The organism is Corallococcus sp. RDP092CA (genome assembly GCF_041903675.1).
GTDB lineage: Bacteria > Myxococcota > Myxococcia > Myxococcales > Myxococcaceae > Corallococcus.
On the sequence record NZ_JAYESI010000016.1, the window covers coordinates 50,870 to 66,467 of the forward strand.

Genomic DNA, 15,598 nt, shown 5'->3' on the forward strand with positions numbered 1-15,598 from the left:
TCACTCCGCGTCGCGCTCCACCGCCTCCCAGGCGTCCAGGATCTCGCGCGTCTTGCGCTCGGCGAGCGCGTGGAACTCCGGCGCCAGGTGGGCCACCTTGTCCGGGTGGTACTGCGCGATGAGCGCCCGGAAGGCCTTGCGCGCCTCGTCCCGGGGCGTGCCCCGCGCGATGCCCAGCACCGTCCAGGGGTCCGTCGCCTCGGGCTCGGCCGCGACGGCGCGATGACCGCGCGGGGGCGTGGCTTCGTCGGCCCGCCACGCGCGGGCCCTGCCGGAACCCGCGCGGGCCTCCGCGCCGCCTCGCGAGGACGCGTCGCCCCGGCGGCGGGACCCCGCGCCCTCTTCCGGCGCCCCGGTGTCGCTCGCGGGTCCGTAGCGCGGCGGCGCGCGGGGCGCGGGTTCGGGGCGGCGATGGCCGGGGCGCTTCGCCGGGTCGGGGGCGGGGATGCCCTGGGACAGGCGGCTCAGGGCATCCTGGAGGAACCACGCGTCTTCCGCGGGGCTGGCGTGCTTGCGCACCACCGCGCGCGGCCTCCCGCCCTCCAGCAGCACGTAGCCCGTGGCCGCCGCATAGGCGCGCTTCTTGTCCTCCGGGTAGAGCCGGTCGCCCAGGTCCCCCAGCGGGTCGCGCCACATGCCCTCCGTGGTGCCCTCGTCCGCCACGATGACCTGCGACAGCACGTCCCCGAACAGGCCCTCCAGCGCCGCGAAGGGCTCGCGCGCCTGGGGCGGACGCGTCATCCCCGCGCCGTGGCGCACGCCCGCCACCAGCAGCAGCCCCTGCGCCGCGTCCACGAACGCGAAGAGCTTCTCGCGCACCTGCTTGTCGGAGAAGTAGAGAACGGCCTGCACGGTCCTCCCATCCTGGGGAAGCCCCCGCCGTTTCTCAACCACCGGCTCGCGGCCCCCGGCCCCGGTCACCTCCCGCCCCGACAGGTCCGGCTCCAGGAATTCCGACAAGACCCGGTTCGAAGCGTCTCGACCCGGGGGCGGGCTTGCGAAAGAGTCGCCTCCTCTTATGCGCTGCTGCCACCGCCACGCCCCCGCCGCCACCGGGTCGTCCTCCGACCCGCATCCGTTCAGCCTCCCCGGCGCCACCGAGCACTACGCCGCGCCCCGCCCCGTGCGCGCCGAGCACGTGCGCATCGAGCTGGACCTGGACTTCGCCCAGCGCGCCCTGGCCGGCACCTGCACCACCCGCGTGTCCGCCGTCCGCGCCGTGTCCACCGTCACCTTCGACGCCGTGGACCTGGACGTCACCGAGGCCCGCGTCGACGGCCGCTCCGTCTCCTTCTCCAACTCCGGCGCGCACGTGCGCGTGGAGTTGCCGCGCGCGCTCGACGCGGGACAGGCGTGCGACATCGCGCTCACCTACCGCGCCCGTCCCCGCCGCGGCCTCTACTTCTGGGGCCCCGACGCGGGCTACCCCGACCGCCCGCTCCAGGCGTGGACGCAGGGGCAGGACATCGACGCGCGCTGCTGGTTCCCCTGCCTGGACACGCCCGCGCAGAAGGCCACGTCGGAGGTCATCGCCACCTTCCCGGCGCACATGACGTCGCTGTCCAACGGCGTGCTCGTCAGCGACCTCACCACCGGCGACCGGCGCACCCAGCACCACCGCATGGCGCAGCCGCACTCGCCCTACCTCGTCACCCTGGTGGTGGGCGAGTTCGACGAGGCCACCGACACCGCCGGCACCACGCCGCTGCGCTACCTGTTCCCCAGGGGCCGCCGCGAGGACGCGCTCCGGTGCGTGGCGCGCACGCCCCAGATGATCGCCGCGTTCGAGGCCCTCACTGGCGAGCCCTTCCCATGGAGCGGCTACGCGCAGGTGTTCGTCACGGAGTTCATCCTGGGCGGCATGGAGCACACCACCGCCACCACGCTGGTGGACACCGTGCTGCACGACGCGCGGGCGCACCAGGACTACACCGCCGAACCGCTCATCTCCCACGAGCTGGCGCACCAGTGGTTCGGCGACCTGCTCACCTGCCGCGACTGGCCCCACGGCTGGCTCAACGAGGGCTTCGCCACCTACTTCGAGGTGCTCTGGAAGGAGCACGGCGACAGCCGGGACGAGGCGGACCACCACCGGGCGCTCGACCTGGAGGCCTACCTCGCCGAGACGCGCGAGCGCTACGCGCGCCCCATCGTCGCGCGGAGGTTCCACGCGCCCATGGACCTGTTCGACCGCCACTTGTACGAGAAGGGCGGGCTGGTGCTCCACGAGCTGCGCCGCCGCGTGGGGGACGCGCTCTTCGTGCGCGCCCTGCGCCACTACGTCGCGTCCCACCGCCACGGCGTGGTGGAGACGGTGGACCTGGCGCGCGCCTTCGAGGAGGCCACCGGCCACAACCTGGACCCCGTCTTCGACCAGTACGTCCACGCCCCCGGCCACCCGGAGCTGAAGGTGGAGGTCCGCTACGAGGCGGACGACGCGCGCCTGCGCATCGCCGTGCGCCAGACGCAGCGCACGGACTCGGGCACCCCCGTCTTCCGCCTGCCGCTGGAGGTGGTGGTCACCGTGAACGGCGAGGACACGCGCCACCGGCTGGACCTCACGGACGCGGAGCACCGCTTCCACCTGCCCTGCCCCACCGCGCCCACGCAGGTGCGCGTGGATCCGCGCCGCGACGTGCTGGGCACGCTGGACGTGGACAAGGCCGTGGGGCTGTGGCGCGAGGAGCTGGCGAGCGCGCCGGAGGCCCGCGCGCGCACGGAGGCCGCGCACGCGCTGGGGAAGGACGGGGGCCCGCGGTCGGTGGAGGCGCTGGGCCGCGCGCTGAAGGACGCGAAGGGCTTCTGGGCCACCCGCGCCGCGTGCGCGAAGGCGCTGGGCCGCATCCGCACTCCGGAGGCCCGCGCGCTGCTGCTGGACGCGGTCGCCACCGAGCACCCGCGCGTGCGCCGCGCCGTCGTCGCCGCGCTGGGCGAGTTCCGCCACGACGTGGAGGTGGCCGGGAGCCTGCGCGCGCTGCTGGAGGCCGGGGACGCCAGCTACTTCGTGGAGGCGGAGGCCGCGCGGAGCCTGGGCCGTGCGCGCGCGCCGGACGCGCTGCCCCTGCTGGAGGCCGTCGCCGCGCGGCCGTCCTTCCAGGACGTCATCGGCGCGGGCGCGATGGACGGGCTCGCGGAGACGCAGGACGCGGCGGCGTTCCCGGTGGCCGTGGCGCGCACGGCCTATGGCCAGCCCGCGTTCCTGCGCCGCGCGGCCGTGAGCGCGGTGGCGAAGCTGGCGGAGGTGGCGAACCGCAAGCGCGAGGCGGTGGACCTGTTCACCCACCTGCTGCGCGACCCGCAGTTCCGCGTGCAGCTGGCGGTCTGCGACGCGGCCTCCACCCTGGGCGACCGGCGCCTGCTGCCCGCGCTGGAGGGCACGACCTTCAGCGACCCGCGAGCGCGCCGCTACGCGCGCGAAGCCGTGCGCGCCCTGCGCGAAGGCGCCCCCCAGGCCCGCGAGGTCGCGTCGCTGCGCGAGGAGCTGGACGCCCTCAAGCAGGAGACGCGCACGCTGCGCGAGAAGCTGGAGACGCTCACGCTGAACGCGCCCCCGGCCGCCCCGGCCAGGAAGGCCGTGCGCAAGCGCGCGGCGAAGCGCGGCCGCACGCCGCCCAGGCGCCGGCGCTAGGCCGCCCGGACGGCCTCCAGGGGTGCTGGCGGCGTCCGGACTTCCGGCTTCCGCGCGCCGTTCCGGCCCACAGTGTGTATCTGTAGGCAAAGGGAACGCGCACGGGCGCCAAGACGCGCGCCCGCCACTGCCGGGGAGCCCCCGCTTCCGGCAGGGCCGGCCCACGCGGCGGAGAGGCGCGTGCCGGCCCCATCTCAGGAGCGAGGCATGGCCGGAGGAGCCGCACGGGAGCTGGAAGCCGTTCTGGACGCAACGGTGGATCCCGTCATCGCGTGCGGTCCGGACGAGCACATCCTGCACGTCAACGCGGCGACGGAGCGGCTGCTGGGCTGGGATCGCGAGCAGCTCGTGGGCAAGCCCGTCACCGACCTCTTCCCGCTCCGCCTGCGCCGCTTCCACGGCCTCAGCCTGCCGCGCTACCTGCTGTCGCGCCGGAGGGCGCTCGGTGGCCGGGCCACGCGCGTCTTCGCCCGGCGGCGAGACGGCGTGGAGCTGCTGGTGGAGCTGACCGTGGGCGCGTCCGGCACGGATGGCTGGGAGCGCATCGTGCTCACGATGCGCCGGCTGCACGAGGTCATCGACTCGCTGGAGGAGCCGGTGGAGCACATCCCCGGGGGCCCGGACACGGCCGCGCACCAGGAGACGGCGGACCGGCTCTACCAGCTGCTCGTGGAGAACGCGCCCCTGGGCATCTTCCACTTCGACCGCACGCCCATCATCACCGCGTGCAACGAGCGCTTCGCCAGCGTCATCGGCACGTCGAAGCGCAGCCTGGTGGGCCTGAACCTCCTCACGCTTCAGGACGCCCGCATCATGGCCTGCGTGCGCGAGTCGCTGGACGGCCGCTCCTGCGACTTCGAGGGCACCTATCGCGCGCTCACCACCGGCAAGGAGACGCCCGTGCGCGTGCGCTTCGCCCCCTGCTACGCGGAGGACGGCACCGTGGAGGGCGGCGTCGGCATCGTGGAGGACATCACCGAGCGCCGCCGCGTGGAGGCCGAGCGCGAGGAGAACCTGGCCCAGCTGGACCTGCTCTTCCGCGGCGCGCCCGTGGGCATCGGCTTCCTGGACACGCACCTGCGCTACGTGCGCGTCAACGAGACGCTCGCCCGCATCAACGGCATCCCGGCGGAGGCGCACCCGGGCCACACCCTGCCGGAGCTGCTGGGGGAGCCGGGCGCCATCGCGGAGCGGGGGCCCCGGTCCGTGCTGCGCACCGGCGAGCCCCTGGTGGACCAGGAGAGCACCTCCGACGAAGACCTGGGCGCCCCGGGCCCCCGGCGCTGCTTCCGCGGCAGCTTCTATCCCGTGCGCACCCCCGACGGCCGGGTGCTCGGCGTGGGCGTGCTCGTGGAGGACATCACCGAGCGCCGCCGCGCGGAGGAGGAGCGCGCGCACCTGTACCGCGAGGCCCGGGAGGCCATCCGCGTGCGCGACGACTTCCTCTCCATCGCGAGCCATGAGCTGAAGACGCCGCTGACGCCCCTGAGCCTGCGCCTGGCCACGCTGGAGCGCCGCCTGGAGCGCGGCGAGCACCTGGACCCCAGCGTGCTGAGCCACGCGCGTCACCAGCTCACCCGCCTCACCGGCCTCATCAACGACCTGCTGGACGCGTCGCGCATCGAGGCCGGCCGGCTGGCGCTGCACCCGGAGGCCACCCGCTTCGACCTGCTGGTGGAGCACACGCTCGGCAGCCTGGAGGGCCAGAAGGGCAACCACACCTTCGACTTCGAGCCCCCTCCGGAGCCCATCTCCGTCCACGGCGACACGTTCCGGCTGGAGCAGGTGGTCTCCAACCTGCTGGAGAACGCGCTCAAGTACAGCCCGGACGGCGGGACCATCCGCGTGCGGCTGTCGTTGACCGACGACGTCGCGGTGCTGTCCGTGACGGATCCGGGCATCGGCATCCCGGAGGACCAGCAGCAGCAGCTCTTCGACCGCTACTTCCGCGCGCGCAACGCGTCCACCCGCTCCTACGGCGGCCTGGGGCTGGGCCTCTACATCAGCCGCGACATCGTGGAGCGCCACGGCGGCCGCATCTGGGTGGAGAGCACGCCGGGACGCGGGTCGACCTTCTACGTCGCGCTGCCGACACTCGCCGCCGCGAGGCCCGCGCTGCCGCAGGTGTGGCCTGATCGCCAGCTCCACTGAATCCCCGGCCGCGCCGCGCTGAAAGAACTTCAGCCCTGCCTCGCCGCCCCTGCCGGGAACCGGATGCAAAGGGCTGGAATCCCACGATGCCCGGCCCTGGCACGCCCCCTGCTCTATCCGGGTGCACGGGAGGGAAGGCACCCATGGAGAACATGACGATGACAGGCGAGTCCCCGGTCACGCGCGACAACGAGGGGTGGATTGTCCGGGTGAAGGTGGGCGGACGCATCCAGGAGGTGCGCTGCACCTCGGAGAACCAGGCGCGCTACTTCGCCGCCGTGCTGTCCTTCAACGCGGCCCGCCCCTCGCGCCTGCGCAACTAGCGCGAGGAGCCCCCGCCCGGCTCGAGCATTGAGCCGGGCCCCGCGGCTCAAGCATTGAGCCGGGCGATGTCCGTCGACAACACGTTGGCGAAGGACACCCAGCCCAGGTACGGGGCCATGAACCAGGGCGCCTTGCGGTCCACGCGGCTGGCGGCGGCGGTGTACGCCGCGATGCTGCCCAGCAGCGCCCAGCTCTCCACCGCCGCGGCCTTGAGCCGGCGCTTGCGGAAGAACAGGTGGGACCACGCGGCGTTGAGCCCCAGTTGCACGAACCACAGGCCCAGCGCGCGCGAGCGCTCCACGCCCGCCGGAGAGCCCCAGATGCGCCAGCCGGAGACGGCGATGAGCCCGTAGAGCGCCGTCCACACCGGCCCGAACGCCTGCCGGGGCGGCTGGAAGGACGGCTTCTTCAAGCGCCTGTACCAGCGCCCCTCCACGGCCTCGTGGGTGCTGCGCGCGTTGAGGAACACCGCGCCCGCGGTGAGCGCGCCGAAGGCGCCCAGCGCCACCAGTGATTCGCGGTTGAGCGTGGCGTTGTGTTCCAGGCCCTCGGAGCCTCCCAGCTCGCTGAGCTGCATGTCGTTCCTCCCGGACGTGAAGAAGCCGTGGTGCGAGCCCACAAGCTGTGTCCTCGCACCACGGCCCGCCACGTCCGTCCCGCCTGCCTGGCTGTGTGCTCGGGGCTGCGCGGGAACGGACGCGAAGTCCATCGGCGCGCGCCGCCGTCCCCCGGGCGAAGGTCCGACGCCGGGGAGGGCGGGCGTGCACGGGCTCCCGTGGTCCGGGAGCCGCTCGTGATCTCGCCCGTTCAACGGGCTGCGGAAGGAGCCGCAGGGCAGCGCCTTCGACGCCGGGCAGAGGCTTCAGCGCACCGTGGCCTGGCTCAGGGCGCGGTGCACGGACTCCAGGGCCTTGCGCGCCTCCAGCAGCTCGGCGCGCTCGGCCGTGAGGGAGGCGACCTGTTGGGCCAGCACGTCGCGCTCGCCCTGGAGCGTCTCCACGGCGCGGCGCAGCGACGCGGCCTCGTCCTTGGCGCCCTCCAGCTCCACGGCGAGGCGCTCCTCCTCCGCGAGGCTGTCGGCCAGGGCCTGCTTGCCCTTCGTCACGACCTGCTCCAGCGCCTCGTGCTCCCTCGCGGCGGCCTGGAGGGCCTGGCGGGCCTCCTGGAGGGACAGGAGCGCTTCATCGCGCTCGCCCTCCAGCGAGGCCAGCTCGCGCTCCAGGTCCGCGAGCAGCTTCACGCGGCCTTCCATCTCCGCGGACAGGCGGCGGGCCTCGTCCATGCGCAGGCGGGCCTCCTCGGTGGCCTTCTCCGCTTGGCGGCGGGCGACCTCCAGGTCCTGCGTGAGGGTGAGGTTGAGCGCCTTGAGCTTGGTGAGCTCGGCCTGGAGGTGGGTGATGCGCTCCACGGCGCGCTGGCCGGCCTCCGCGACGGTGGCGGGCAGCGGCTCCGGGCGCGGGTTCTCGCGCACGGCCTTGAGGCGGGCCTTGAGCTTCTCGCGGCGGGACTCGGAGTCCTCCTCGCGGGGAGGCGCGGGCGTCTGCACCTCGACGGGGGCGGGCGCGGCTTCCTGTCGGGCCACCGTCTCGGTGGTGGTGACGGTGGAGGACTGGACGGAAGCGTACGTCGTCATGGGTTCTGCCTCGGAAGGCATGCGGAGGGCCTGAACGCCCATCCGTCCATCGAACTGTACTCCGGGCGGCGGGCCCGCGAAGGTGGCCGGGGCGCCCCGAGGGGCCTCCGCCTGCGCCATCGCCGGAGGCGGCGAGGCGAAGGTCACGGGAGCGCCCCGCGCATCGGCGCGAGGCGCCTCGGCCTGCGCCGCCGAGAGAGGCGCGCGGGCGGCCTCGGCGTGCGCCGGAGGACTCGCGAGCGTGGCGCGGGGGGCGTCGGCGTGAGGCGCCGGGCCCGCGACGGCCGCGCGAACATCCGCCAGGGGAGGCACCGGCGAGCGGGCGGCATCCGCGTCCGGCGCGGCCTGCCCCGTGCGCTCCATGCGGGCCACCTCGGCGCGCAGCGCCTCCGTGTGCGTCACCGAGTGGGCCAGGGGCGCCACGCGCGTCGCGTCCACGTGCACCGCGGCTTCCGGGCGCGCCGTCAGCGCATCCCAGCGAGCGGCGGCGGGCGCGGGCGGCTCCACGTGCGTGGGGGTCGGCTCGGCGCCCAGGGGCTCCCGGCCGAAGGCTTCGACCACGGCCTCCCGCTGCTGCGCGACGGACACGTTCCACGCGGACGCGGCGACGGCTTCCGCCACCTCGCGGTGCGACACCGGCGGCACGGCGTCCGCGTCCCAGGCGGACTCCTCGGGCGCGGGGGCCTGCGCCACGTTCCAATCAGACGCGGTCTCCTGCGAGTCCGCCTCCAGCCACGGCGCGGGCGGCGCCTCTTCCTCCTCGCGGCGCGACTCCGGGGACACCAGCGCGGACAGCGCGTGCGACACCGGCGAGAACGTCGGCGCCGTCACCGCCGGCAGTCCCTGCGCGGCCGGGGGCGGCGCGGCGTGCTTGGGCGGTGCGTTCAGCGCGGCCTCCATCGCCTCGGCGGCGGTGGGGCGCGGGCCGGCGCGGCGCTCGATGCGCGAGCGCACCTCGGAGGACAGGTCCGGCGCTTCCGCGACGGGCGGCGGCGCTTCCGGCGCGGCGGGCTCCGGCTGGGCGGCGGCGGCCCCCGTGGGGTCGGCCGGGTCGAGGGCGCCCGTCAGCGCCCCCAGGCGGAGGCGCGGCTTCGCGCGGGACACGTTCTGTTCGAAGGCTTTCTTCATGGGGGAATCTCAGCCGGCTTTCGTCGCGGTGCCGGCCTTCACCGCCGCGGCGTGCGCGGCCACCAGGCGCGGCAGCACGTTGTCCAGCATGGCCTGGATGTCGTTGGCCCCCTTGGACGTGGGGTCCGCCACGAACACCGGGCGGCCCTCGCTGGAGGCCTGCGCGAACTTGGTGCACTGCCGGATGATGGTGGGCAGCAGGTACTCGGGGTAGTGCGTCTGGAGCGCCTCCAGCGCCTCCTTCGCCAGCTTGAAGGTCGCGTTGAAGGAGTTCACCACGATGAACACGTGGTCCAGCACGTGGTTCAGGTCCTCCTCCAGGCTCTGCACCGTTTCGAACAGCAGCTTGAGGCCGTGGAAGGACAGGAAGTCCGCGAGCACCGGCACGAACAGGTCGTTCGCGGCCATCAGCGCGTTCAGGTTGAGCAGGCCGAAGGACGGGGGCGCGTCGAAGACGATGAAGTCGTACTGCGCCTCCACGTCCTTGAGCGCGTTGCGCAGCTTGAACTCACGGCCGGCCATGGGCATCAGCGCCAGGTCCACCGTGGACATGCTCAGGTTGGACGGGATGAAGTCCAGGTTGGGCAGGGTGGACTTCTGCACCACCTGCGCGAGCGGCGTCTTGCGCACCAGCACGTCCAGCAGCGTCTTCTCGAAGTCCTCGCCCTCGTAGCCCAGGCACTTGGTGGCGTGGCCCTGGCTGTCCAGGTCGATGAGGAGGACGGCGTAGCCCAGCTCCGCCAGGCGCCACGCGTAGGACGTGGACAGGGACGTCTTGCCGGTGCCGCCCTTGAAGTTGAGGAAGAGCTGCTTGCGCAGGCCGGCGGTGGGCGGGAACTTGTTGAGCGTCGTGCGCAGCTCCCACACGTCCTCCGGGCCGTAGGCATCCTTGCGCAGCTCCGCGGGGATGGCCTTCGGAGTCACGCCGAGCATCTCGGCCACCTGCTTCGAGCTGTACGTCGGCGCTTCCATGAACGACCCTTCGGATGACGTGTGAGGCCTGGGTGCGTTTGCACCTTGCCTCAAGCGGCGAAGTATTTGTGCCCCCTTCGCACGATGGCCCCTCGGGCCACCAGCAGGGCAACGGCCTCCTGGGCCAGTTCGGCCGGAGCGGACAGCCCGGACGTCAGCTCAGCGAGCGAGCGTCCGCGAACGGCGACCCGCACCTCCTGCAACATCGCCCCACACAGCGCTTCCACGGGAGAAGGGCCGCGCTGGGGAGGAGCCGGTGGCGGCTTGGAGGGCGCCGGGGCCCGGGCGGGCGGCGGCGCGCCCATGGCGACCAGCGCGGCCTGCACGGGCGTCCGCCGCGCGGCGGGTTGCGCGGGAGGCGGGACAGGCGCGGCGGGAGGAGCGGAGGCCACCGGGCGCGAAGGCAGCGCGGAGGGCCCTGAAGCGAAGGACACGGGCCCGCCGTTCGCGACCCGGGCAGGCGCGGGAGCCGCGCCGTGCATCGCGACCTGGACAGGCGCAGGAGCCGCGCCGTGCATCGCGACCTGGACAGGCGCGGGAGTCGCGCCGTGCATCGCGACCTGGACAGGCGCGGGAGTCGCACCGTGCATCGCGGCCGAGACAGGCGCAGGAGCCGCACCGTGCATCGCGACGGGTGCGGAGCGGGCACCGCCCACGGTGGCGACCGCGAGCGCGGGCGCGGCCATGGGGACGGCGGTCCACTGCGAAGTGTTCGCGGCCACGTCCGCGAGTGACACCGGCACGGCGGCGTGTGCGGGAATCGAGGGAATCGCCTGCGGCGCCGCGACCGGAGCACTCACCTGCGGCGCGGCATTCACCGCCACGGCCTGCGTGGCGACGGGCTGCGCGACATTCACCGGCGCGGCCTGAGCAGCGACGGGCTGCACGGCATTCATCACCACGGCCTGCGCGGCCTGAGCAGCGACGGGCTGCGCGACATTCACCGGCGCGGCCGGCGCGGGCTGGGCGACGACGGGCTGCGAGGCATTCACCGCCACAGGCGGCACGGCATTCACCTGCATGGACTGCACGGCCTGAGCGACGACGGACGGAGCGCCCTGCCCCACCGCCTGCGCCACTTCCACCGCGACCGCGGGAGCCGCGCGCACGGGCTCCGCGGGCTTCACATCCAGCGTCGCGCGCACGGGCTTCACGGGCAGCGTCGCCAGCCGGCGGATCTCCCGGCGCCGGTGCGCGTCGTCCAGCGCGACCACCGCGGACACGTCCTGTCCCAGGATGCGCGAGAGGCTCTGCGCCGCCGCCTTGCGCACGCGCGCCTCGCCGTCGTCCAGCGCCCCCAGGAGCAGCATCCGGGCGTTCTCGCCCCGGCCCGCGCCCAGCGCCAGCGCCGCCAGCGCGCGGACCTCCGGATCCGCGTCGTGGATCGCGTCCTCGCCCAGCCGCCGCGCCGTCTCGCCCTCCAACCCCAGGGCCAGCAGCGACGCGCGCCGGCGCACCGCCCGGTCCGCGTCCTTCATCGCCTGCGCCAGGTGCGGCGCCGCGTCCCTGGGCGCCAGCACCAGCAGCGCCTTCAGCGCCGCGATGCGCACCTCCGGCACCGGCGACGACAGGAGCGGCGACACCACCGACGCGCCCTCCTCCCGGCACAGCCCCGCGAACGCCTGCACCAGCGCCACCTGCGCCGTCGCGTCCGTCTCCGCGTGCAGCGCCGCCGCCAGCGCGGGCGCCGCCGCCGGATGCGCCAGCGCCTTCAGCCGCTCCGCCGCGCGCACCCGCGCCGCCGCGTCCGCCGCCGACAGCTCCCGCACGGAGAACCCGAACAGCGTCTCGTCCGTAGGGCTGCCCGCGTGCCCCGACAGCTCCGCCATCTGCTCCGGGCTCACCTTCAGCCGGCCCTCGCTCTGGAGTCGCTGCGCCTCGCGCGCCACCGCCGACAGGCCCGAATCCGACATGGCCACCGGGGACCGGGGCGGAATGGGCGCCGCGGGCTTCTCCGTCCACGGCACGCTCGGCTCGGAGGGCTTCAGGGGCACCGCCGGCCCGCTGTACGGCGTGCGCACCGCCGGCACGTCCCCGCGGAGGATGACCTCGCTGCGCAGCTGCGAGATGAACGACGCCAGGTCGAACCCCAGCTCGTCGTCATCGTCCTCCGCCACCGCGCGCGCCTGCCCGGACGCGTGGATCCGGCTCGCGTCCAGCAGCTTCGCCATCAGCTGGTCGCGCTCCAGCCGCAGCGCGTGGTTGAGCCGCGACAGCTCCTCGCGCTCGGCCTGGGCGCGGGCGCTCTTCACCTCCAGCCCGGCCAGCTCCCGGCGCAGCTCCAGCTCGCGCTGACGCGCCTCCGACAGGTCCTCCTTGAGGTGCGAAAGCTCGTCGCGCGTAGACGCCAGCTCGCCATGCAACTGCTGCGCACGGGCCTCGAAGTAGACGATCTTTTCGAGTGCGCTCTTGAGCAGCGCGTCCGGACGCTCGTCACTCACGACTGGCTCTGGCCTCCCCGCGAAGGCGCACGGCGGCGCTCCCCGGCTCGCGTCACCGAAGGGACTCCCCGGTTTCCCGACCTGGCGCCGGGGCGGGCACCTTATGTCAGCCCTACGTGCTACGTAAACCACGGAAACACCAGGGGTTTTCCCCCGCCAGGGCACGCCGTGATTGACAACGCCGCCCGGGCCGATTTTTCGGCCTCGCGCCCGCGTGCACGCATGCTCCAATGGGCCCATGGCCCCTACGCGCATCGACACCGCGGTGACCCGGATGTTGGGGATCCGCTATCCCATCATCGCAGCCCCCATGTTCCTGGTGTCCAACGCGGCGCTCCTGGAGGCCGCCGGGCGCGCGGGCGCCATCGGGGCGGTGCCGTCGCTCAACTACCGCACCGCGCAGGCGTACCGGGACTTCCTCGCCGCCTTCCCGGAGGGCGTGCCCTTCGGCGTGAACCTCATCCTCAAGTGGGCCGAGCGCCTGGAGGAGGACGTGGCCGCGACGGTGGAGCGCAAGGTGCCGCTGGTCATCACCAGCCTGGGCGACCCCACGCCCATCGTGGAGCGCGTGCACGCGTACGGCGGCAAGGTGTGGAGCGACGTGATCTCGCTGCGCCACGCGGAGAAGGCCGTGAAGGCCGGCGTGGACGCGCTCGTCGCGGTGGGGACCGGCGCGGGCGGCCACGCGGGCAACCTGAGCCCCCTGGTGCTGGGGCCGTGGCTCAAGGCGGAGCTGGGCGTGCCGGTGGTGCTCGCGGGCGCGCTGTCCACGGGGCGCCACCTGGCCGCGACGCTCGCGCTGGGCCTGGACGGCGCCTACGTGGGCACGCGCTTCCTGGCCACCGAGGAGGCCGGCGCCGCGCCCGACTACAAGCAGGCGCTGGTGGACGCGAGCCCCGAGGACCTCGAGTACACGAAGGAGGTGACGGGCGTGCACGGCAACTTCCTCAAGGCCGCGCTGGAGCGCTTCCGCGCGGGCCAGGGCAAGGCGTGGAAGGACACCTGGAGCGCGGGCCAGGGCGTGGCCTTCGTGAAGGACGTGCTGCCCGCCGCCACCGTCGTCGAGCGCATGGTGCGCGAGTACACCGAAGCCCGCGCCGCGCTGCCGTCCGAATCCTGAAGCGGCAGTGAAGCAGCCCGGGTGTCGAGCCCCGCTTCCGGCAGGTCCCGCCGGAAGCGCGCGGTCTCCCCGGACCCGCGTGGACCGCCTCCCCACCCACGGAGCAACCCCGCACGTCGGGCGCGCGCGCGCGGCCTTCCCCTGACGTCATGGGAGGGACGCGGGCGCGCGCGCCTACCACCCCGGTTCGGCGCGCGTCGCACGCGCGAAGAAAGCACCCGGGAAGCCTTGCCAAACGCGCGCGCCGGAGCGGCGGAAACGGCGAATTGTCGCGGGTTTGCGGGCCCTTTCCGCACGCCCGGAGATGTCAGACCCCACTCGTAATCTGTGTCTCACGAGGTCACGCAAGGCAGCGACTTCTCCCCGGTACCTCTCCGTCCGAAATGCGGGGGGAGAAGCTCCTCTTTCGACAGGTTTTCCACGCCATGGAACAACGACTGGCAACCCTCATTGGAAACGCGGTGCGAGTGGCCCGGCAGCGGCTGGAGCTGACGCAGGCCGATGTCGCCGAGCGCGTCGGCATCGCCACCGAGGTGTACGGGCGCTTGGAGCGCGGGCACATGCTGCCCAGCGTGCGGACGTTGCGGAAGCTGTGCCTGGTGCTCAACTGTTCGTCGGACGTGCTGCTGGGCCTGAGCGCGACGGCGGCGGTGACCGGGGACGGCGCGCCGCAGCTCGCCGAGGATCCGCCGGAGTACCGCGAGCGGCCGGAGGTGCGGCGCCTGTTGCGCACCGTGCGCAAGCTGGACTCCCCGCGCCTGCGGCTGTTGGGGCAGGTGGCGCACGCGCTGGAGCGCTGAGGGGGCCGTTACTCGGCCGCGGGCTCCGCGTCCACGGACGCGGGAGGTTCGCGGTGGACCGGGGGGGATGAAGTCCCGGCGACGGGCAGCCGGAGGATGAAGCGCGCACCGCCTTCCGCGCGGTTCTCCGCGTCCAGGGTGCCGCCCGCGCGCGCCACGTAGTCGCGGCAGAGCGCCAGGCCCAGGCCGGTGCCCTTGCCGGGCGGCTTCGTGGTGAAGAAGGGCTCGAAGAGGCGCGGCAGCGCGGCCTCGGGGATGCCCGGCCCGTTGTCCTCCACCTCCACCCGCACGCGGCCGTCCTCCATGCGCGCGCGCAGCACCACGTGCGCGGGCTTGCTGGAGCGGGCGGCCTCCAGCGCGTCCGCGGCGTTGAGCAGGAGGTTCACCAGCACCTGCACCAGGTGGCGGGGCGTGACGCGCGCGGGGGAGAGCCCCGGCACCACGTCGCGCTCCACCGCGCCCAGGCTGCGCAGGCGCACCGAGGCCAGCCGCTGCGCCTCGGCCAGCGTCTCCGCCACGTCGCAGGACTCCGCGCCGTCGGGGGCCTCGCGGGAGAACAGGCGCAGGTCGGTGACGATCTGCTGGATGCGCAGCACGCCCTGCTGCGTCTCCTCCAGCACGCGCCGCACGTCCTCCAGGTCGTCGGGCACTCCTTGCGCCCACTCCTCCTGGAGGTAGTGCAGGTTCGACTTCACGTACGCGAGCGGGTTGTTCACCTCGTGGGCCACGCCCGCGGCCAGCTGCCCCACCACCACCAGCCGCTCCACCTCCGCGCGCTGCCGCTCCACGCGCGCGCGGCGCGACTCGCTCTCCGCCAGCCGGCGCAGGGCCTCCACGCGCTCCAGGTGGGCGTGGCGCTCGGCCGCGCGCAGCTTGCGGAAGGCCTCCGCGCCGTAGGCGGACACCGCGAACACGAAGAGGAGGCTGAAGCACTGGCTGACGCTGCCCAGCCACGGCACGTGCGCCCGCCACAGCATCAGCAGCACCGACAGCAGCGTCCCGGCCATGGCGGACCACACCGGCAGGCGCTGCCCGGGGACGAAGACGGCGACGAAGAGGGGCACCGTGTAGAACGCGGGGAACAGCGGGCTCGACAGGCCCCCGGTGAGCTCGATGCACACGGTGAGCGCCGTCAGGCTGAGGACGCCCGCGGTGATGCCGCTGAACGGCGGGCGCAGCCACCCCGCGCCCACGGCGGCCCCCAGCACGAGGAACGAGCCCGCCCACGCCAGGTGCACGCCGAGGAAGTCCGCGCGGAAGCCGCCCAGCACCAGCGGGTGCGCCAGCGAGCCCAGCGTGATGAACAGCGCGCACCACCAATACGTGCGCCGCCGGACCCGCCTCCGGGCCCGGACGTCCGCGTCCGCGTCGTCCCACGCGCTGGCGGTCGGAGGCGTCACC

Annotated in this window: 11 protein-coding genes; 5 read left to right on the top strand and 6 right to left on the bottom strand. The window is 74.1% G+C overall.

The features are described from left to right. Positions 1–852, bottom strand: a complete 852-nt coding sequence (locus tag U8525_RS18590) for a DnaJ domain-containing protein (protein WP_374267521.1) — start codon at positions 850–852, stop codon at positions 1–3. Between the two features lie 166 nt (positions 853–1,018). On the opposite strand from U8525_RS18590, the gene U8525_RS18595 reads away from it, so the two are divergent. The 3 genes from U8525_RS18595 (at position 1,019) to U8525_RS18605 (ending at position 6,102) form a co-directional block, all read left to right on the top strand. Beyond that, on the top strand, positions 1,019–3,628 hold the full coding sequence (locus tag U8525_RS18595; protein ID WP_374267523.1) for a M1 family aminopeptidase: 2,610 nt from the start codon (positions 1,019–1,021) through the stop codon (positions 3,626–3,628). Positions 3,629–3,835: 207 nt separating this feature from the next. Continuing rightward, complete coding sequence (locus U8525_RS18600; protein ID WP_374267525.1) at positions 3,836–5,779, top strand: PAS domain-containing protein; 1,944 nt, start codon at positions 3,836–3,838, stop codon at positions 5,777–5,779. Positions 5,780–5,922: 143 nt separating this feature from the next. Beyond that, positions 5,923–6,102: a hypothetical protein gene (locus tag U8525_RS18605; RefSeq protein ID WP_374267527.1), complete on the top strand. Its 180-nt coding sequence runs from the start codon at positions 5,923–5,925 to the stop codon at positions 6,100–6,102. A gap of 47 nt (positions 6,103–6,149) precedes the next feature. Here U8525_RS18605 and U8525_RS18610 read toward each other — a convergent pair whose 3' ends face one another. The 4 genes from U8525_RS18610 to U8525_RS18625 form a co-directional block, all read right to left on the bottom strand. Next, entirely contained in the window at positions 6,150–6,680 is a 531-nt protein-coding gene (locus tag U8525_RS18610; RefSeq protein WP_374267529.1) for a TspO/MBR family protein, read from the bottom strand. Between the two features lie 285 nt (positions 6,681–6,965). After that, positions 6,966–8,864 (bottom strand): hypothetical protein, encoded by a 1,899-nt coding sequence (locus U8525_RS18615; protein WP_374267531.1) that lies wholly within the window; start codon positions 8,862–8,864, stop codon positions 6,966–6,968. A 9-nt stretch (positions 8,865–8,873) separates the two neighbouring features. After that, positions 8,874–9,836 (bottom strand): ParA family protein, encoded by a 963-nt coding sequence (locus tag U8525_RS18620; RefSeq protein WP_374267533.1) that lies wholly within the window; start codon positions 9,834–9,836, stop codon positions 8,874–8,876. Between the two features lie 50 nt (positions 9,837–9,886). Continuing rightward, the gene (locus tag U8525_RS18625; RefSeq protein ID WP_374267535.1) at positions 9,887–12,277 is read right to left on the bottom strand and encodes a HEAT repeat domain-containing protein; all 2,391 of its coding nucleotides are present in this window, start codon (positions 12,275–12,277) and stop codon (positions 9,887–9,889) included. A 238-nt stretch (positions 12,278–12,515) separates the two neighbouring features. On the opposite strand from U8525_RS18625, the gene U8525_RS18630 reads away from it, so the two are divergent. Further along, positions 12,516–13,397, top strand: coding sequence for an NAD(P)H-dependent flavin oxidoreductase (locus U8525_RS18630; RefSeq protein WP_374267537.1), 882 nt, complete (start codon positions 12,516–12,518; stop codon positions 13,395–13,397). Between the two features lie 425 nt (positions 13,398–13,822). Continuing rightward, on the top strand, positions 13,823–14,197 hold the full coding sequence (locus U8525_RS18635; protein ID WP_374267539.1) for a helix-turn-helix transcriptional regulator: 375 nt from the start codon (positions 13,823–13,825) through the stop codon (positions 14,195–14,197). A gap of 8 nt (positions 14,198–14,205) precedes the next feature. Here the strand turns inward: U8525_RS18635 and U8525_RS18640 are convergent, their stop codons facing one another. Continuing rightward, entirely contained in the window at positions 14,206–15,597 is a 1,392-nt protein-coding gene (locus U8525_RS18640; RefSeq protein ID WP_374267541.1) for a sensor histidine kinase, read from the bottom strand. Position 15,598: the final 1 nt, after the last annotated feature.

Excerpts from the sequence above, each read along its gene's own strand:
- U8525_RS18600 (WP_374267525.1), top strand. The coding sequence starts at position 3,836 with ATGGCCGGAGGAGCCGCACGGGAGCTGGAAGCCGTTCTGGACGCAACG.
- U8525_RS18605 (WP_374267527.1), top strand. The coding sequence starts at position 5,923 with ATGGAGAACATGACGATGACAGGCGAGTCCCCGGTCACGCGCGACAAC.
- U8525_RS18610 (WP_374267529.1), bottom strand. The coding sequence starts at position 6,680 with ATGCAGCTCAGCGAGCTGGGAGGCTCCGAGGGCCTGGAACACAACGCC.
- U8525_RS18630 (WP_374267537.1), top strand. The coding sequence starts at position 12,516 with ATGGCCCCTACGCGCATCGACACCGCGGTGACCCGGATGTTGGGGATC.
- U8525_RS18620 (WP_374267533.1), bottom strand. The coding sequence starts at position 9,836 with ATGGAAGCGCCGACGTACAGCTCGAAGCAGGTGGCCGAGATGCTCGGC.
- U8525_RS18615 (WP_374267531.1), bottom strand. The coding sequence starts at position 8,864 with ATGAAGAAAGCCTTCGAACAGAACGTGTCCCGCGCGAAGCCGCGCCTC.
- U8525_RS18635 (WP_374267539.1), top strand. The coding sequence starts at position 13,823 with ATGGAACAACGACTGGCAACCCTCATTGGAAACGCGGTGCGAGTGGCC.
- U8525_RS18595 (WP_374267523.1), top strand. The coding sequence starts at position 1,019 with ATGCGCTGCTGCCACCGCCACGCCCCCGCCGCCACCGGGTCGTCCTCC.